Annotated in this window: 16 protein-coding genes; 4 read left to right on the plus strand and 12 right to left on the minus strand. The window is 72.6% G+C overall.

Going from position 1 to position 17936, the window contains the following annotated elements; all coding sequences use genetic code 11:
* Window positions 1-60: 60 nt before the first annotated feature.
* On the minus strand, window positions 61-456 hold the full coding sequence (locus tag ACFOSY_RS05210; protein ID WP_394305522.1) for a RidA family protein: 396 nt from the start codon (window positions 454-456) through the stop codon (window positions 61-63).
* A gap of 115 nt (window positions 457-571) precedes the next feature.
* Here ACFOSY_RS05210 and ACFOSY_RS05215 point away from each other — a divergent pair, with 115 nt between their 5' ends.
* The 3 genes from ACFOSY_RS05215 to ACFOSY_RS05225 all read left to right on the plus strand — a co-directional run bounded on the left by ACFOSY_RS05215 (window position 572) and on the right by ACFOSY_RS05225 (window position 3798).
* Window positions 572-1543 carry a helix-turn-helix transcriptional regulator gene (locus ACFOSY_RS05215; RefSeq protein ID WP_394305523.1) on the plus strand — a complete coding sequence of 324 codons (972 nt, stop codon included), beginning with the start codon at window positions 572-574 and terminating at the stop codon, window positions 1541-1543.
* Between the two features lie 102 nt (window positions 1544-1645).
* The gene (locus ACFOSY_RS05220) at window positions 1646-2674 is read left to right on the plus strand and encodes a S66 family peptidase (RefSeq protein WP_394305524.1); all 1029 of its coding nucleotides are present in this window, start codon (window positions 1646-1648) and stop codon (window positions 2672-2674) included.
* A gap of 44 nt (window positions 2675-2718) precedes the next feature.
* The gene (locus ACFOSY_RS05225; RefSeq protein WP_394305781.1) at window positions 2719-3798 is read left to right on the plus strand and encodes a protein kinase family protein; all 1080 of its coding nucleotides are present in this window, start codon (window positions 2719-2721) and stop codon (window positions 3796-3798) included.
* On the opposite strand, the gene ACFOSY_RS05230 is transcribed toward ACFOSY_RS05225, so the two are convergent.
* The 11 genes from ACFOSY_RS05230 to ACFOSY_RS05280 all read right to left on the minus strand — a co-directional run bounded on the left by ACFOSY_RS05230 (window position 3785) and on the right by ACFOSY_RS05280 (window position 15091).
* Window positions 3785-4768 (minus strand): sugar kinase, encoded by a 984-nt coding sequence (locus ACFOSY_RS05230; RefSeq protein ID WP_394305525.1) that lies wholly within the window; start codon window positions 4766-4768, stop codon window positions 3785-3787. The genes ACFOSY_RS05225 and ACFOSY_RS05230 overlap by 14 nt on opposite strands.
* A complete protein-coding gene (locus ACFOSY_RS05235) occupies window positions 4765-5634 on the minus strand; it encodes an SMP-30/gluconolactonase/LRE family protein (RefSeq protein ID WP_394305526.1) in 870 nt (289 codons plus the stop codon). Before ACFOSY_RS05235 ends, ACFOSY_RS05230 begins: the two co-directional genes overlap by 4 nt.
* On the minus strand, window positions 5631-6263 hold the full coding sequence (locus ACFOSY_RS05240; RefSeq protein WP_394305782.1) for a bifunctional 4-hydroxy-2-oxoglutarate aldolase/2-dehydro-3-deoxy-phosphogluconate aldolase: 633 nt from the start codon (window positions 6261-6263) through the stop codon (window positions 5631-5633). The genes ACFOSY_RS05235 and ACFOSY_RS05240 overlap by 4 nt, the downstream gene beginning before the upstream one ends.
* Before the next feature lie 74 nt (window positions 6264-6337).
* Window positions 6338-7156, minus strand: a complete 819-nt coding sequence (locus ACFOSY_RS05245; RefSeq protein ID WP_394305527.1) for a hypothetical protein — start codon at window positions 7154-7156, stop codon at window positions 6338-6340.
* A 2-nt stretch (window positions 7157-7158) separates the two neighbouring features.
* The gene (dgoD, locus tag ACFOSY_RS05250; RefSeq protein WP_394305528.1) at window positions 7159-8304 is read right to left on the minus strand and encodes a galactonate dehydratase; all 1146 of its coding nucleotides are present in this window, start codon (window positions 8302-8304) and stop codon (window positions 7159-7161) included.
* Window positions 8301-9038: a FadR/GntR family transcriptional regulator gene (locus ACFOSY_RS05255; protein ID WP_394305529.1), complete on the minus strand. Its 738-nt coding sequence runs from the start codon at window positions 9036-9038 to the stop codon at window positions 8301-8303. Before ACFOSY_RS05255 ends, dgoD begins: the two co-directional genes overlap by 4 nt.
* 40 nt (window positions 9039-9078) lie before the next feature.
* Window positions 9079-9852, minus strand: coding sequence for an SDR family NAD(P)-dependent oxidoreductase (locus tag ACFOSY_RS05260; RefSeq protein WP_394305530.1), 774 nt, complete (start codon window positions 9850-9852; stop codon window positions 9079-9081).
* A 71-nt stretch (window positions 9853-9923) separates the two neighbouring features.
* Window positions 9924-12020, minus strand: a complete 2097-nt coding sequence (locus ACFOSY_RS05265; protein ID WP_394305531.1) for an alpha-galactosidase — start codon at window positions 12018-12020, stop codon at window positions 9924-9926.
* Window positions 12017-12865 carry a carbohydrate ABC transporter permease gene (locus ACFOSY_RS05270; protein WP_394305532.1) on the minus strand — a complete coding sequence of 283 codons (849 nt, stop codon included), beginning with the start codon at window positions 12863-12865 and terminating at the stop codon, window positions 12017-12019. Before ACFOSY_RS05270 ends, ACFOSY_RS05265 begins: the two co-directional genes overlap by 4 nt.
* Window positions 12865-13803 carry a carbohydrate ABC transporter permease gene (locus ACFOSY_RS05275; RefSeq protein ID WP_394305533.1) on the minus strand — a complete coding sequence of 313 codons (939 nt, stop codon included), beginning with the start codon at window positions 13801-13803 and terminating at the stop codon, window positions 12865-12867. Before ACFOSY_RS05275 ends, ACFOSY_RS05270 begins: the two co-directional genes overlap by 1 nt.
* 1 nt (window position 13804) lies before the next feature.
* Window positions 13805-15091 carry an ABC transporter substrate-binding protein gene (locus ACFOSY_RS05280; RefSeq protein WP_394305534.1) on the minus strand — a complete coding sequence of 429 codons (1287 nt, stop codon included), beginning with the start codon at window positions 15089-15091 and terminating at the stop codon, window positions 13805-13807.
* A 492-nt stretch (window positions 15092-15583) separates the two neighbouring features.
* Here ACFOSY_RS05280 and ACFOSY_RS05285 point away from each other — a divergent pair, with 492 nt between their 5' ends.
* Window positions 15584-17656, plus strand: coding sequence for an NPCBM/NEW2 domain-containing protein (locus ACFOSY_RS05285; RefSeq protein WP_394305535.1), 2073 nt, complete (start codon window positions 15584-15586; stop codon window positions 17654-17656).
* Window positions 17657-17936: the final 280 nt, after the last annotated feature.

The following is a 17936-nucleotide window of genomic DNA, read 5'->3' on the forward strand; positions in this document are numbered from 1 at the left end:
ACTCCCGTCCGCCGCCGTCCAGCCGCCCAGCCGCCCAGCCGCCCAGCCGTCCAGGTTCCGTTACGCGACTGCCGTGCCCTCGAGTTCGACCATCTGGCCCGGGATTGCCAGGCGGGTCACGCCGAGCATGGTCGTGGTCGGCGCGACGCCGGCCGCGCCGAGACGGCCCGCCAGGACACCGTAGTGCCGGAACAGCAGGTCGACGTCGGTCGTGTAGACGTTCAGCCGGACGAGGTTCGCCAGCGACATGCCCGCCTCGGCGAGCACCGCCTCGACGTTGTCGACGCTGAGCGCCAGTTGGGCCGCCATGTCGCCGTCGTGCCGGGGTTTGCCGTCCTCGCTCATCGCGGTCTGGCCGGAGAGGTAGAGGGTGCGGGAGTGCCCGGAGACGAGCTCCCCCTGGGTGAAGCCCATGTCGACCGACCACGACACCGGGTTGACCGCTTCACGTTCCATCACCGCATCTGCTCCGTCCGTCCACGTGTGGGCTGGCACTGCTCCGACGTCGTGCGGTGAAGCCTCGCAGGGAAACATGACATCTCCGGTCACGTATTTCGTTAAGGTCCCTTCCATGCGAGCCGACCGCCTGGTGTCCCTCGTGCTCCTGCTCCGCCAACGGGGCCGGATGACAGCGGAGGCACTCGCCCGCGAGCTGGAGGTGTCCACCCGGACGGTGCTGCGGGACATGGAGGCACTGTCCGCGGCGGGCGTCCCGGTCTACGCGGAGCGCGGCCGGCACGGCGGCTTCGCGTTGCTTCCGGACTTCCGGACCGCGCTCACCGGTCTGACCCACGACGAGGCGCTCGCCCTGCTCGTCGCCGGATCGCGGCGCGGAGCGCAGCTGCTCGGTCTGGGGTCGGCGCTCGCCTCGGCCGTGCTGAAGGTGGTCGACGCGCTGCCCGACGGCTTGCGGGAGACCGCCGCGGGTGCGGCGCAGCGGCTGCTGGTCGACCCGGAGACGGATCTGCTGGCCCGGGCGGTGGCCCGTGACGAGGTGCCCGACGCGGTGGCCACGCAGGTGCGACGGGCGGTGTTCGGCGGGCACCGGCTGCGCATCCACTACGCGGCGGTGAACCAGCCCCCGAAGTGGCGCACCGTGGACCCGATCGGGCTGGTCACCGTCAAGGACCAGGCTTATCTGCTGGCCAAGCGCGGCACGGAGGACCGGACGTACCGGTTGTCGCGGGTGCTGGCGGCCGAGGAGCTCGACGAACCGGCACGGCGCCCGGACTCCGTCGATCTGGACCGTGCCTGGCGGGAGCGTGAGGTGCGGTTCCGTACGGGCGGTGACACGACGGAGGTGCTGGTGCGCGTGGATCCGGCGCGCCGGGACCGGTTGATCGCCACGGCTCTGGTGGTGAGCGAGGAGGGGACCGACGCGGACGGCCGGCTGCGGCTGACCGTGGTGTTCCAGGACCCGCGGCACGCGGAGTGGGCGCTGTGGGAGAGCGCCCCTGGTGCGGAGGTGCTGGAGCCGGAGTGGTTGCGGGCGGGGCTGGTCGAGCGGGCGAGGGCGGTGGCGGCGCTGTACGAACGCCGGTGACGGGGGCCGGAGTTCAACGCACGTGTCGGACGCGTCCCGTACGGGCCTGGGCGCGCTGAAACCCGCTGTCGCGGGGACGCCGCTCTATGTCAAGATCCCCGCATGTCAGTGCGCTTTCCGAAACCTCTGCGTCCCGGTGACCGTGTCGGTGTGACCGCTCCGTCGAGCGGAGTGCCGGAAGCGATGCGCGGACGGCTCGACGTCGCCCTTTCCGACATCCGGGCACGGGGGTACGAGGTCGTCGTCGGAGCGTGCATGGACGGTTCCGGGCACGTCAGCGCCCCGGCCGCCGAGCGTGCGGACGAGCTGATGTCGATGCTCACCGATCCCGCCGTCAAAGCGATCGTGCCGCCGTGGGGCGGGGAGACCGCGATCGACCTGATCCCGCTGCTCGACTGGGACCGGCTGCGTGACGCCGAACCGACGTGGGTCGTCGGCTTCTCCGACATGTCGACCCTGATGACCCCCCTCACGCTGCTCACCGGCATGGCGACCCTGCACGGCAACAACCTCATGGACACGCCCTACCGCGTGCCGGACGGGCTGCTGTCCTGGCTGGACGTCGTGGCCGCGCCACCCGGCCACCGCTTCGCGCAGACCCCGCCCGGACGCCACCGGACCGTGGGCTTCGACGACTACGTCCTCCACCCCGACGTACGCGACTACACGCTCGACGCGCGGGGCGGCTGGACGCGGCTGGACGGCGACGGCGACGTGGTGGCCGAGGGCCGACTGATCGGCGGCTGCGTCGACGTGCTGTGCAACCTGGCCGGGACGCGGTATCTCGACGTCCCCGCCTTCGCCCGCGAAAGGTCCCCCGAGGGACTCCTCGTGTACGTGGAGGTCTGCGAGAGCGACGCGTTCACCACCTGTCGCCAGCTGCACGGCATGCGGCTCGCCGGCTTCTTCGACGGCGCGAACGCGATCCTCGTCGGCCGGACCGCCGCACCGGACCGCCCGTCCCTCAGCCAGAACGAAGCGGTCCTCGACGCCCTCGGCTCCCTGAACGTCCCGATCATCGCCGACGTCGAGTGCGGGCACGTCCCGCCGTACATGCCGATCGTCAACGGAGCGTACGGGCGTGTGGTGCACACGGCGAGCCGGAGCGAGCTGACGCAGACACTGCGGTGACGGGTCCACCGCGTGACGGGGAGGCGGGCGTGAAGCATCCTGACATGTCCCGCGACGCCCGCCTGACCGCCCACGGCACCGTCTCCACCTGGCTGGCCCTGTGCGGTGACCGCAGGCTGCGTGAACTCGTGGACGCCGGCACGCCGGTCGGTTCCGGCATCGGCGGGCGGACCGTACTGCTGGACGTCGCCGGGACTCCGGTGTTCGTCAAGCAGGTGCGACTGACCGATCTCGAGCGGCGACCGGACAACTTGCACTCCACGGCGAACCTGTTCGATCTCCCGCTCTTCTGCCACTACGGAGTCGGCACGATCGGCGGCCCTGGCTTCGGCGCGTGGCGGGAGCTGGCCGCGCATCACATGACGACCAACTGGGTCATCGCGGGCGACTACGAGGGCTTTCCGCTGATGTACCACTGGCGTGTGCTGCCGGACGACGGCGGCCACCCTCTGCCGGACGAACTGGCCGACGTCGAACGCGCCGTCGCCTACTGGGGAGGCGCGGCCGAAGTACGCGAGCGCATCGCGGGTCTGGAGCAGTCCTCGGCCAGTCTGTTCCTGTTCATGGAGTACATCCCGCAGAACCTGCACGACTGGCTGAGTGAGCGGATGAGCCACGGTGTGGAGACCGCCGAACGGGCGTGTGCGCTGGTGGACGGTGAGTTGAGGGCCGGGATCTCGTTCATGAACGCGGGCGGCCTGCTGCATTTCGACACGCACTTCCAGAACATCCTCACCGACGGCCGGCGGCTCTTCTTCACCGACTTCGGCCTCGCGCTCTCCTCGCGCTTCGAACTCGCGGCGGACGAAGCTGACTTCGTCGAGCAGCACCGCACGTACGACCCGTGTTACGCCGTCACGCATCTCGTGAACTGGCTGGCCGTGGCTCTGCTCGGACACGGGCCGGAGGAGCGTAGAGCGTTCGTGCGGGCGTGCGCGGAGGGGGTGCGCCCCCGGGGGATGCCGGCTGGAATCGCCGGTCTCGTTGCCCGGTACGCACCGGTCGCGGACGTGATGGGGGACTTCCACCGAGAGTTCCGAGAGGAGAGCCGGGCGGTTGCTTACCCGTCGGAGGCGCTCCGGCGGGTCGGATCGCCGCTGCTTCTCGCCCTCAACGCCCGGTGAGCGACTGCCACTCCTCGTCGCTCAGGCTCAGCAGGCGTTCCGTCTCCCGTGGGGGCGGTAGGGGGCCGTGGTCGGCGGTCACCTGGAGGGCCGAGACCGCCGTGATGTGGCCCAGGCGCAGGGCGCGGGTGAGGGTTTGGCCGCGCAGGACGCCCGTCAGGAAGCCCGCCGCGAAGGCGTCCCCCGCTCCCACCGGTTCCACCACCCGTGTCCGCAGCGCGGGGACGGTGGCCGGGCCCTCGGGTGTGAAGGCCGTCGCCGTCCGGGATCCGTCCTTGACGACGACGATCCCCGGACCGGGCAGCAGATGCCGTACGTCGTCGGCGGTGAGGTCGCTTCCCCACAGTCCCTGTGCCTCGTCCAGACCGACGAAGACGATGTCCGCCTTGTTCGCCAGTCGCCGGAGGACCGGTGCGGCGACGTCGGCGGGCCACAGGGCGGCGCGGTGGTTCACGTCGAAGCTGACGGCGTACGGGCGTTGAGCGGCCGGCGGCTCCAGGGCGCGGTCCATGAGGGCTCGGCAGGATGTCGAGAGGGCGGGGGTGATGCCGGAGAAGTGGAGCAGGCGGGCCGTCGTCACCGGTTCCCGGTTCAGTAGGTCCGGGCCCAGGGCTGAGGCCGCCGAGCCGGAACGGTGGTAGTGGACGCGGGTGCCCTCGGGGCCCGGGTTCTTCACCATCAGCCCGGTGGGGCGGTGCGGGTCGGTCCGTACGTACGACACGTCGACGCCCGCCGACGACACCGCGGCCAGGACGCGTCGGCCCAGGGGGTCGTCGCCGACCGCCGAGAGCCAGGCGGCGGGGATGCCGTGGTCGGCCAGGTACATGGCGACGTTGGACTCCGCGCCGGCCACGGCGAGCCGCAGGTGTTCGGCGCGTTCCAGCGGCTCCGGTGGGTCAGGGGTCAGGGCGGCCATCGTCTCGCCGACGCAGACCACCTGGCCTTCGGCGGGGATGAGGACGGTGTTCACAGCGGCTCCGGGAGGGAGAACTCAGGCCGGTACGGGGCGGCCGGCAGTCCGGGTACGGCGACGTGCGTGCTGAAGAGCGCGCCGTCGTCCGGGCCCGGGTCCTTCAGGCCGAGGCGTGCCGACGTGATGTGCAGGGTGTGGCCCTGGAGGCACACCCCGGCCGGCCGGCGGGCCGGCAGGCGCACCGTCCGGTCGAGGCGGCCGTCGGGGAGGTGACGGCGGACCGTGCCGGTGCCCCAGACCGCGATCCACACCGCACCCTCGACGTCGACCGTCATGCCGTCCGGGCTGCCGTCCTCGACGCGTACGAACTCCTCGGGGCTGCCGAGCGCGCCCGTCGCCGGGTCGACGGGGTACCGGCGGACGAGGCCCCGGGCGCTGTCGGCCAGATACATCCGCCGGCCGTCCGGGGTGAAGGCCGGGCCGTTGGGGATCGTGATGCCGTCCAGCACGCGGTGGACCGTGCCGTCGTGGTCGACGCGGTACAGGGAGCCCGCGCCCTCCTTGGCGTCGTAGGACATGCTGCCCGCCCAGAAGCGGCCGGCCGGGTCGGCCGTGGCGTCGTTCATGCGCATGCCCTGCCCCTCCGGTCGTGCCAGCCAGTGCGGTGTGCCGTCCGGGGTGAGCAGGCAGATGCCGGTGTCCGCCGCGGCGATCCAGTGGCCGGGGTGGCCGGCCACCGGTGCCACCGCGCCCAGCACGCACGGCAGTTGGGCCAGTGTGCGGAGAGGCGCCGCCGGGTCGTCGGGAGCGGCCAGCAAGCGGCCTGCCAGGAGGTCGACCAGCACGAGGCGGCCGTCGGCGTCGCGGATGCCTTCGCCCAGTTCGAGGCGGTCGGGGCGGCTGGCGCGCAGTTCATCGGTCACCTGGTCGCCTCCGCCACTGCTGCCATGAACGTACGGGCGCGGGCACGCAGGGCGGCGAGGCTTCCACCGTCGGCCGCGTCGCCGGTCAACGGGGAGCCCACGCCCACCGCCGTCGCACCCGCTGCCAGATAGGCGCGGGCGGCTTCCTCGTCGACGCCTCCGACCGGGACGAGCGTCTCGTGCGGGAAGGGGCCGCGCAGTGCCTTGACGTACGCCGGTCCCCCGGCCTGCGCCGCGGGGAAGATCTTCAGCGCCGTCGCGCCCAGCGAGCGGGCGGTGACCATCTCCGTCGGCGTGAACACCCCTGCGAGCACCGGGAGTTGCACGTCGCGGGCCGCGCTCACCGACTCGCCGAGCGCGGGGGTGACGAGGAAGTCGGCTCCCGCGTCACGCGCCGCGCGGGCGTCGTCGGCGGTGAGGACGGTGCCGGCGCCCAGCGGGCGGGCGTCGCCCAACACGGCGCGGGCCCGGGCGATCACCGTCAAAGCGCCGGCCCCGGTGAGGGACACCTCGATCAGTTCGACGCCCTCCTCCGCCAGCGTCAGCACGGTGTTCAGCGACGCGTCGGCGTCGCCTCCGCGCACGATGGCGACCAGGCGGTGGGTGGCCAGCGCGGCCTTGAGATCCACCACGGATTCCCTTCCTTACGGACTCAGGTACGGACAACGACGGTCGTGGGGCGAAGCTCACACCCGGGTGTCCCTCAAGGGCAGCCGCAGTCCGCGGTCACGGTGAGCCGCCACGCCACCTCCCCGGAGGCCGGTACGCATGCCGCGTCTCCCTCCACCGCCTCCGCCACGTCGAAGACCCGTCCCAGCATCGGTTCGACACCCGTGCTGCGGTACGGCCTTTCCTCCGGCCAGCCACCGAGGTTCCGCCACAACGCGACCGAGACCGGCCGGCCCTCGGCCTGGAGGGACAGGGACAGCCGGTCCTCCGAGCCGTCGTGAACGCACACCCGGTCGGTCGCCACGATCGCGCCCGCCGCCGTCCCGTCGTCCGGACCGAACCGGTCCAGACGCAGCCCGTACGGGGCAGGCCACTCCCCCTCCAGCCACGGTGCGCCGGCGGGCCACGGCTCCGACACCAGCGGCGCCGCCTCCGGGTACAGGCGGGTCGGTGCCCCCGGTGCCGCGCACAGCACCGCCCGGTCCGACAGGGCGAGCAGCGCGTGTGCCGCCCACACGAACCGGAACCCGGGGTCGGCGGTGAGCGTGTAGTCGGCCTCCGCACGTGCGCCCGCACACCGGATGCGCCTGGTGAGGCTGAAGCGCTCGCAGTCGACCCGGTCGCTCTCCCCCTCCCGGTACCAGCGGCGCGCCCACGCGTCCCCGTGGTCGGGGGTGCCTCGCACCGTGGGGACGCACTCCTCCAGGCCGCCCGCGTCGACGAAGGCGTCCCCCGGTGCGACGGCCTCCCGCCCCGACGCCTCCCCGCGCCAGAGCCATTCGCGGTCACCGGCCCGCAGGGACGTCCAGCGTCCCCCGTGCTCCAGGTCGGTGGTGATCCGCAGCGGCGCCATGCTCACCACTCCGCGAAGGAGCCGTCGGCGTGCCGCCACACGGGGTTGCGCCAGGCGTGTCCGGCGCGGTCGGCGGCGCGCACGGCGGTCTCGTCCACGGTGATGCCGAGGCCGGGGCGGTCGCCGCGTACGGCATGCCCGGCGACGAAGCGGAACGGCTCGGGGTCGACGACGTAGGACAGCAGGTCGGCGTCCTTGTTGTAGTGGATCCCGCGGCTCTGCTCCTGGATCAGGAAGTTCGGTGTGGCGAACGCGATCTGCAGGCTGGCGGCGAGGGCGATCGGGCCGAGCGGGCAGTGCGGGGCGAGCAGGGCGCCGTAGGTCTCGGCGAGGGAGGCGATGCGGTGCACCTCGGAGATGCCGCCCGCGTGGGAGAGGTCGGGCTGGACGACGGCGACGCCGGCGTTCAGCACGGGCAGGAACTCCCCGCGTGAGTAGAGGCGTTCGCCGGTGGCGAGGGGGACGGGGCTCGCGGTGACCAGGCCGGGCAGCAGGTGGCTCTGCTCGGGGACGACGGGTTCCTCGACGAACAGCGGGTGCAGGGGCGCGAGTTCGGTCAGGACGCGGCGGGCGGTGGCCGCGGTGAAGCGGCCGTGGAAGTCGACGGCGACGTCCCGGTCGGGGCCCAGGACGTCGCGGGCCGCGGCGACCCGGGCGATCACGGCGGCGGTCTCGGCGGGGGTGGAGAGCGGGGAGGTGGCGCCGGCGGCGTTCATCTTGACCGCCGTGAAACCGGCCTCGACCTGGGCGGTGATCTGCTCGCGCAGCCCGGCCGGTTCGTCGCCGCCGACCCACGCGTAGACGCGGACGGTGTCGCGTACGGGGCCGCCGAGCAGGGCGTGCACGGGGGCGCCGTAGGCCTGTCCCGCGATGTCCCACAGGGCCTGGTCGAGTCCGGCGACGGCGCTGGAGAGGACGGGTCCGCCGCGGTAGAAGCCGCCCTTGGTGAGCACCTGCCAGTGGTCCTGGATGCGCAGCGGGTCCTGGCCGATGAGGTGCTCGGACAGCACGTCGACGGCGCTGCGCACCACCTCGGCGCGGCCCTCGACGACGGGCTCGCCCCAGCCGACGAGTCCGTCGTCGGTCTCCACGCGGCAGAACAGCCAGCGCGGCGGGACCAGGAACGTTTCTATGCGGGCGATCTTCACTGCGGGCCGGGGCCTTCCGTCTCGTCGTCGCCGTCGATCCGTTCCAGGTCGCGGCCGGCCTGGTCGAGCAGGGCCCGCATGGCGGTCTCGGCGGCGTCGGGGTCCTGCTCGCGCACCGCGTCGAGGACGGCCCGGTGGGCGGGGACAGGGTTCTCGCTGTGCGGGGAGCTGTGCACGATGCGGTCGCGGTGGGCGAGGCCCGACTCGATGACCATTTCCATGCGTTCGAGCAGTTCGTTGTGGGTGGCCTTCAGCAGGGCCCGGTGGAAGGCGAGGTCGGCGGCGACGGCGTGGCCGGCGTCGCTGTCGTCCTCGCCCATCGCCCGGATGGCGTCGTCGAGGGCGGCGAGGTCGTCGGGGGTGCGGCGCGCGGCGGCGAGCCGGACGGCGGCCGGTTCGATGATGGCGCGCACCTCGGCGAGGTTGCGCAGCAGCGCGCGGTCGGCCTCCGTGGTGCGTCCGCCCTCGAACTGCCAGCGCAGCACGTCGGCGTCGAGCAGGTTCCAGTCGCCGCGCGCCCGGACGAAGGTGCCGCGCTTCTGGCGTGCGTCGACCATGCCCTTGGCGGCGAGGACCTTCAGCGATTCGCGCAGGGCCGTGAGGCTCACGTCGAGTTCGCTCTGGAGGGCCACCAGGTCGAGCGTGGCGCCTTCGGGGATCTCCCCACCCAGGATGCGGCGGGCCAGGGCTTCCACGGTCTGGCCGTGCACACCGCGACGGGCGTAGGGCGTCATGTCGGAGAGCCTTTCTGCTGCGGGGTACGGTCGGTGGTCGTCATGCGGAGTCCTTGACGACGCTCCAGCCGCCGTCCACCAGCAGGTGCGAGCCGGTGACGAAGGACGCGTCGTCGCTGCCCAGGAAGGCTATGGCGGCGGCCACCTCACCGGGGGTTCCGAAGCGCCGGGCCGCGGTGCCGGCGACGCTGCGCGCGCGTTCGTCGGCGGGCACCCTGTCCCAGGCCGCCGTGAGGATGGGGCCCGGCACGACGGCGTTGACGCGGATCTCCGGTCCGTACTCCACGGCGAGCTGCCCGCACAGGGAGAGCAGGGCGCCCTTGGAGGCGGCGTAGGCGGGGTGGCCCGGGATGCCGGCGTGGGCGTGGACGGAGGAGGTCAGCACGACCGCGCCGTGCCGTGCCCGCAGGTCGTCGAGGAGGGCGCGGAAGCCGAGGAAGCTGCCGGTGACGTTGACGGAGAGCTGCCGCTGCCAGGAGGCGAGGGACAGTTCGTGGGCGGGGGCGACCTCCACCGTGTAGGCGTTGCCGACGAGCAGGTCCACCGGGCCGAAGGTGTGCGCGGCGGCCACCACGCGGTCCCAGTCCGCCTCGGCGGACACGTCGGCGCGGACGAACACGGCCCGGCCGCCCGCGCCGGTGATGCGGGCGGCGACGGCCTCGCCGGCCGTGTCGGCGACGTCGGCGAGCACGACGGCGGCTCCTTCCTGCGCCAGGCGCTCGGCCGTGGCGGCTCCGATGCCGGAGGCGGCTCCGGTGACCACGGCGGTTCGGCCGTGGTAGCGGTCGCCGTGGCGTCGTGCTGGCTGGTCCATCGCGGGGTCCGGCTCCTTCGGTGCAGCAGGGTGATGGCGGGGGTGGTGACGGGCAGGGGGACGGCGCGGGGCTACTGCCGTACGAGCTCCACCAGTTCGGCGTCGTGGCGGACGGTCCACGCGAACGGCAGACCGTAGTGCAGCAGATGGGCTCCGCCGTACGTGACGCCGGTGTGCGTGTCGTGGTAGCGGGCGGCGGGGTCGAGGCCGCGCAGCCGCAGCCGGGCCGGGCGGCCGGGGACGAGCGGGGCGCCGTCGAGCCGTCCGGTGCTGAAGGCGGCGACCACGGTGCGGGTCCCGTCCGGGGCGTCGTACTGCACGCCGCAGGTGGGGTCGTCGGGCGTGGCGAGGAGGTGCGCCTCGCCGTGGTGGATGACGTCCCGTACCTGCTTGTAGCGGGCGATCCACCGGGCCGCCTCGGCGTGTCGCTCCGGGCTCCAGGTGCGCAGGTCGGCGCCGATGCCGAGCACGCCGCACATCGCGGTGACGAAGCGGAAGGCGAGGCTGCGCGGGCGCGGGTCGAACAGACCGGGCGCGTCGGTGACCCAGGAGCTCATCACGTGCGCGGCGTGCGCGTGCAGGAAGCCGTACTGGATGCGCAGCCGGTCCAGCGGGGCGGTGTTGTCGCTGGGCCAGACGACGTCGGTGCGGGCGAGGGTGGCGTGGTCGACGCGTCCGCCGCCGCCCGCGCAGCCCTCGACGGTGACGTGCGGGTGGGCGGTGCGCAGGTGGTCGAGGACGCGGAGGTAGCCGGTGACGTGGGCGGCGTCCAGGTCGAGGCGATCGGCGGGCCCCGCTCCGGGCCGGCCGCGTTCGGTGGGCGGGCGGTTCATGTCCCACTTGAGGTAGCTGATGTCGTAGGCGGTGAGCAGGCGGTCGAGGGTGCCGGTGACGAAGTCCTGGACGTCCTCGCGGCCGAGGTCGAGGAGGAGCTGGTTGCGGACCAGGCGGGCGGGCCGGTCCTCGATCCGGTAGACCCACTCGGGGTGTTCGGTGTGCAGGCGGCTGCCCGGGCTGACCGCCTCGGGCTCCACCCACAGGCCGAAGTCGAGGCCGAGCGCGCGGACGTCGGCGACGAAGCGGTCGAAGCCGTCGGGGAAGGCCGTCGGGTCCGGGTACCAGTCGCCGAGGCCTCCGGTGTCGTCGGTGCGGCAGGTGAACCAGCCGTCGTCGACGACGAACAGCTCGGCGCCGATGCCGGCGGCCGCCTTCGCCAGGTCCAGCTGGCCGGCGGCGTCGACGTCGAAGCCGGTGGCCTCCCAGGAGTTGTAGAGCACCTTGCGGGGGCGGTGGAGGCGCTCACCGCTGAGCCGGCGTTCGTAGCGGTGCTGGACGCGGGCCAGTCCGTCGAGTCCGTCAGGGCTGAACGCGCAGGCCAGCCGGGGCGTGGTGAGGGTGTCGCCGGGGGCGAGGAGCACCGCGCCCTCGTGCGGGACGCGTCCGGCGCGGACGCGTACGGCTCCGCCCGGTTCGGCCTCGGCGGTGATGTGCCAGTTGCCGGGCCACTCCAGGGCGACGCCGTAGGCGGGCGCGGGTCCGTCGTGCGGCGCGGTGCGGTCCTGCACGGCGAGCCAGGGGGCGTAGGCGTGTCCGGGCACGCCCTGGACGCTGCCGATGGTGAAGGTGCCGCGGGTCAGGTCGAGTTGCGTGCGCTGGAACTCCTGCGCCCACTGTCCCGCGAGGTACGTCAGCCGTACGCCGTCGGCCGCGGGAAGGTTGACGGCGGCCGAGTCGAACCGCTCCAGGCGCAGCGGCTCGTCGCCGGTGCAGGTGTGCTGCGTCCAGCGCAGGACGACGTCGGTGCCGGGGACGGTGGCGTAGCACAGGACGGTCCGCAGCCCGAGGACGGCGTCGGTGAAGGCCAGCCGCAGCCAGCCCTCGCCCTCCTCGGCGCCGGCGAACTCCCACCACACCCCGCGGTCGCCGCCGGGGCGGGAGGCGACCAGGTCGGCGCCGGTGAAGGGGCGGAGTCCTGACGGCAGGTACTCGGCGGGGGCGGCGTCGGCGGGGGTGAGGAAGTGGGTGCGCCGGGACCAGTCGTAGGCGGACGGGCCGTCCTCACAGCCGTGCGGCCCCCAGGCGTCGAGTTCGGCCCAGGGTCCGTCCGGGGAGAGCCGGACGGTGTAGCTCGTGGTGTCGGTGCGCAAGGTCCAGCGCCGGTACGTCACTTGACCGCTCCCAGGTTGAGGCCGGCCACGAAGTGCCGCTGGAAGCGCAGGAACACGGCGACGGTCGGCGCGGCGGCGATGACGGAGCCCGCGGCGATGACGTTCCACATGGAGACGTACTGGCCCTGGAGTCCGATGAGGGCGGCGGTGACGGGCATCTTGGTGTCGCTGCGCAGCACGGTGATGGCCCACAGCAGGTCGTTGAAGATCCAGGTGAAGGACAGGGCGCTCAGCGCGGCCAGCGCGGGCCGGGTGAGCGGGAGGACGATCCGCCAGAAGATCTGCCAGGGTCCCGCGCCGTCGACGACGGCCGCCTGCTGGATCTCGGCGGGGATGGCGCGCATGAAGCCGTGCAGGACGAAGACGTAGAAGCCGACGCCGAAGCCGATCTGCACGCCGATCAGGGCGGGCAAGGTGTCGTACACACCCATGAGTTCGCTCAGCTTGGACACCGGGATGAGCAGAATCTGCGGCGGCAGCAGGTTGCCGCCGAGCATCAGCAGCAACAGGGTTCGGCGGAAGGGCAGTTCGTAGCGGCTGAGGGCGAAGGCGGCCATGGCGGCGAGGGCCAGGGTGAGCAGCACGGCGGGGACGGTGACCAGCAGGCTGTTGATCAGCGCGCGCTGCTGGCCGCCGTCGACCCAGGCCTGGCGGAAGTTGTCGAGGGTGAAGGAGTGCGGCCAACTGCCCAGGCCGTTGGCGGCGATGTCGTCGAAGGAGCGCAGGCTGGTCACCAGGACCAGGGCGATGGGCAGCAGCCACAGCAGCGCGAGGGTGCCGGCGCCGAGGTGGAAGCCGGCGGTGGCGGCGCGGCGGCGGCGTACGGCCGCGGAGGTGGTCGTCATCAGTCGGCCTCCCGGAAGGCGCGGACGAGGTAGGAGGCGATGACGCCGAAGGCGAGCACGAAGATGACGACGGCGAGGGCGGAGCCGTAGCCGAGGCGCAGGGACTGGAAGGCGGTGGAGTACATGTAGGTGCTCAGCAGCTCGGACGAGTGGTAGGGGCCGCCGCGGGTCAGCGACCACACGACGTCGAAGGAGCGCAGCGAGTCGATGACGATGACGGACAGGACGACGGCGTTGACGCTGCGCAGCTGGGGCAGGGTGATGTGCCGGAGGCGCTGCCAGGCGCCGGCGCCGTCGACCTTGGCCGCCTCGTACAGGGCGGGGTCGATGCCCTTGAGGCCGGCCAGGTACAGCACCATGACGTAGCCGATCTGCCGCCAGAGGGCGGGCACGATGACCGCGTAGAGGGCGGTGTCCTGGTCGGCGAGCCAGGCGTGCCGCAGACTTTCGAGTCCTACGGATGCGAGGACCTGGTTGAGGACGCCGTCGGGCTGGTAGATCGCCTGCCAGACGAGGGCGGTGGCGACGAGGGAGAAGACGACGGGCAGGAACAGGGCGGCCCGGTAGAAGCCGACGCCGCGGCGTTCCTGCTGGAGCAGCAGCGCGGTGGCGAGGCCCAGGAGTGCGGAAAGGCCGCCGAACAGGACCAGCCAGAGCACGGTGTGCCAGGTGGCGCTGCGGAAGGTGTCGTCGCCGGCCATCTCCCGGAAGTTGTCCAGGCCGACGAAGGTGGGCGCGGACACGCCGTCCCAGTCGGTGAGGGCGAGGTAGAAGCCCTGGAGTGCGGGCCAGAACACCCACAGGGCCTCGGCGAGCAGCGGGATCAGGACGAAGGCGAGCACCAGCGGGGGTGTGCGGCGGGCGGCTCCCCGGCGCCGCCTGCCGGTGGGCGGGGCGGGGGCCGGGGAGGTGCTCTTGGTCGGGGTCAGCACGGCCACGTCAGGCGTTCCAGATCTTCTCGGCGTCGCGCTGCCAGGTGGTGAGGATCGAGCTTATGGTCTTGGGTTCGGCGATGAAGCGGGTGAGCGCGTTGTCGGCGGTGGGCTGGAGGGCGTCGCTGGAGTCGCGGTTGAAGAACTGGGTGATCTCGGCGGCCTCCTCGATGTGCTTGCGGCCCTTGAGGACGAGCGGGGTGCCGGCGTCCTTGGCGTCGGGGTGGCAGGGCAGGACGGTGCCGGAGGAGCCCTTGATGTAGATCTCCTGGGCCTCGGCGGTGCCGAGGAAGCGCATCAGGTCGATCACCTCGTCGCGGCGGCCGGTGCGGGCGCCGGCGAAGTAGCCGTCGGTGGGAGCCTCTTCGGCGAGCGGGACCTTCGGGTCGATGACGGGGAAGCGGAAGAAGTCGATGTCGTCCAGGGCGTCCTTGGGGGCGGCGTCGGCGAAGAAGGTGCCGATCAGCATCATGGCGCTGCGGCCGTTGAGCATGGAGGTGGAGGCGTCCTGGAAGGCGACGGCGGTGCCGTCCGGGTCGAAGTACGGCAGCACCTCCCGCCAGCGGTCGAAGACCCTGCGCACCTCGGGGTCGTCGAAGCGGTGCCGGCCGGCGAGGAGGTCGCGGTGGTACGTGGCGCCGTTGACGCGGATGTTCAGGTAGTCGAACCAGGCGGAGGCGACCCAGGCGGTGTTGCCGCCCGCGCCGAGTCCGATGGGGGTGATGCCCTTGCTCTTGAGCGTGTCGCACAGGTCGAGGAACTCGTCCCAGCTCTTGGGCTCGCTGACGCCCCACTTCGCGAAGTTCGACTTCCGGTAGAACATGCCCCACCAGTAGTAGGTGGTGGGTACGAACACCTTTCTGCCGGAGCCGGCGGTGCACAGGGTGTTCAGCGCCTTGGAGTAGCCGCGCAGTTCGGGTGAGGACCAGACCTCGCCGAGGTCGAGCAGCAGGTCCTTGCGGGCGTAGGCGTCGGCGACGGACCCCGGGTACCAGGTGTAGACGTCCGGCGGGTTGGCGGAGGTGAGGTACGTCGGCAGCTGGGTGCGGAAGGTCTCGGCCGCGACCGTGTTGAGCCGGACCTCGCCGGCGCCCTTCTCGCCGTAGGCGGCGACGAGGTCCTCCATCGCGGCCTTGGCCTGCGGGGCCGACAGGTTGGACTGGAGGGTCACCGCGCCCCCGGAGGAGCTCTTGCCGGAGGAGCCGGAGGTGACGCAGCCGCTGAGCAGGGCCGCCGTGCCGGCGGCGCCGAGCCCGGCGAGGAACCGTCGTCGGCTGGGCTGGTGGTGGGTCATGAGCACTCCCTGGGGATCCGCGCGGCGGGACCGGCTCCGGTGGGGGGCGGGGCGCTGGTCGCGGCGCTTACAGGTTCGCGTGGCGGGGGCGCCACGTCAAGGATAATTACTAATTAATCGACAGCCGCCCGGCGGGGCGGGCGGGTGCGGGTGCGGAGGCGGATGCGACCGACGGCCGGCACGCGGGGTCGGGGCGGGGTGTGGACACGGGGGCGGACCCGCCGAAGTCCGGGCGGGGCGCCGGTGTCACGGCGAAGACTGTGGCGGCGGTCGCAGCCGCTGTCAAGGATTATTACTAATTAATGCGTGAACGGGCTACCCACGATGCGACCCGCACCGCGGCGGCAACTCTTAATTTAGGAATTATTGTTGACGCGGGTGGGAGGTGACTGGAGGATCCCTGGCAACATCCCGCAGGCGCACGTCCGTTGACGGACCATGACGCGACCCCTGAGCCGGGCGCACGCCTGATCGGACAGCGAAGGATCCGATGTGAAACGACAACTCACCGTCCTGCTGGCCTTCCTGACGGCACTCCTGGTCGTGCAGGCGCCCGCCCAGGCCGCCCCTCCGGACGCCGGCGGCGAGGGCACACCGCCGGTGCTGAGCCCGACGCCGTACATGGGCTGGAACACCTACTACGCGCTGGGCGGCGACCCGACCGACGCGGAGATCAGGTCGATCGCCGACTTCCTGGTCAGCAGCGGTCTGCGCGACGCCGGTTACGCCTACGTGTGGATCGACGGCAACTGGGCGGCGCCGACGCCGCGCAGCGAGGCCGGCGACCTGGTCCCCAACCCCGGCCAGTTCCCTCACGGGCTCGCGCCGCTCGTCGACTACATCCACTCCAAGGGCCTCAAGGCCGGCATCTACACCGACGCCGGTCCCTACATCCCCGGCAAGTGCGGGCTCGGCAGCGGCGGTCACTACCAGCGGGACGCCGACCAGTTCGCCGCCTGGGAGTTCGACGCGGTGAAGGTGGACTACCTCTGCGGGATCGCCGCCGGCCTCGACCCGAAGACGGTCTACACCGAGTTCGCGCGGGCGCTGCGGAACAACTCCAGCGGCCGGCCCATGATCTTCAACCTCTGCAACCCGGTGACCTCCCCCGACTGGGGCGACTACCCGGAGGAGCAGCAGTCGACGTACTCCTGGTCCTACGCACCGGGGATCGCGCAGTCCTGGCGGACCTACACGGACGTCGGGTTCGTGGGCGCGATCAAGTTCAAGGACGTGCTGCGCAACTACGACGCGAACGCGCGGCACCCCGAGGTGGCCGGGCCGGGACGCTTCAACGACCCCGACTACCTCGGACCCGAACTGGGCATGTCGGACGAGGAGTTCCGTACGCAGATGACGCTCTGGTCGGTGGCGGCGGCGCCGCTGGTCATCGGCAGCGACGTCCGGAAGCTCAGCGCGACCTCGCTCGGCATCCTGGCCGACCGCGACGTCCTCGCGATCGACCAGGACAGGGCCGCCGTCCAGGCCGTGCGGGTGGGCCCCGCCGGGACGACGGAGACATGGGTGAAGCGCCTCGCCGACGGCGACCGCGCGGTGGTGCTGCTCAACCGGGGCGACAGTCCGGCGACGCTGACGACGACGGCCCGGGCGGTCGGTCTGACCGGCGGCCGTTTCACGCTGAAGGACGCGTGGACGGACCGGGTCACGGAGAGCGCGGGGACCATCAGCGCGGCGGTGCCGGCTCATGGTGCCGCTCTGTTCCGGGTCGGACGGGCGTCGGGGAAGCCGGGCGCGCCGCATGTGGTCGCCGGTCTTCCTCAGGTGACGGCCGTCGGCGGTGACGCGGTGCCGGCGGGGGTCGCTCCGGTGGCGGCGGGAGGTGACCGGGCCCGGGTCGAGGTCGCGGTGCGCAACGACGGTGCTCGGCCGGTCGGCGCACCGCGGGTGCGGCTGACGGCGCCGGAGGGATGGACGCTGCGGGCCGCCGGCGCGTCGCCGCGACTGCTGCCGCCAGGGCACACGGCGGCCTTCGCCTTCACGGTGACGTTGCCGGGCGGTGCGGCGCCGGGTGACGCAGCGCTGACCGCGAAGACTTCGTACGAGGTGCCGGGCCGGGGGCGCCTCGGGCTGACGACGACAGCGGCGCTGAGGGTGGCGCCGGCGGCGCCGGACGGTGCCGACGTCGCGCTGTCGCACCACGAGTGGATCAGCGCCACCAGCGGATGGATGAGCCCGACGGTCGACCGGAGCGTGGGCGGCGGGTCGCCCATCAGCCTGCTCGGTCAGGTGCACGGGACGGGTCTCGGAGTCGCCTCGCCGTCCACCGTCCGCTACTACCTGGGCGACCGGTGCACCCGGCTGCGGACCACCGTCGGCATCGACGACGCCGTCCGCAACGTCGGCCCGGAGGGCGGCACGTCGACGTTCCAGATCATCGGGGACGGGCGGGTGCTGTTCGACAGCGGGGTGGTGACCCGGGACGCGGTCCGCGAGGCGGACGTCGACGTGACCGGCGTCCGGGTGCTCGACCTGGTGGTCGGCGACGCCGGTGACGGGGGGTACAACGACCGCGCCGACTGGGCGGGTCTGACCGCGGCCTGCTGAACGGCCGCGACACGCACGTCGTCGAGCAGCGACTGCACCTCGGTGACACGCCTGATGGGCGGCCGGGGTGCAGCCGCGTGTCGCGTCGAGGTCCTGGAACGCCCCCCCGCTTGAACTCGTCCAGGTCCTCCGCGGGAATGCACAGTTCTCGGATCGTCCGTCCGCCCGGATGGCCGCTGATGCGGTGGGTCGGTCTGCGCACCATAGCGGTGGTGTGGGCGGGCAGCCATGTGGTTTCCCTCCAGCGCGCGGCCCGACAGCCGCGCCGTACACTTCCGCA

It is taken from the genome of Streptomyces lusitanus, from assembly GCF_042647945.1.
Lineage (GTDB): Bacteria > Actinomycetota > Actinomycetes > Streptomycetales > Streptomycetaceae > Streptomyces > Streptomyces pseudogriseolus.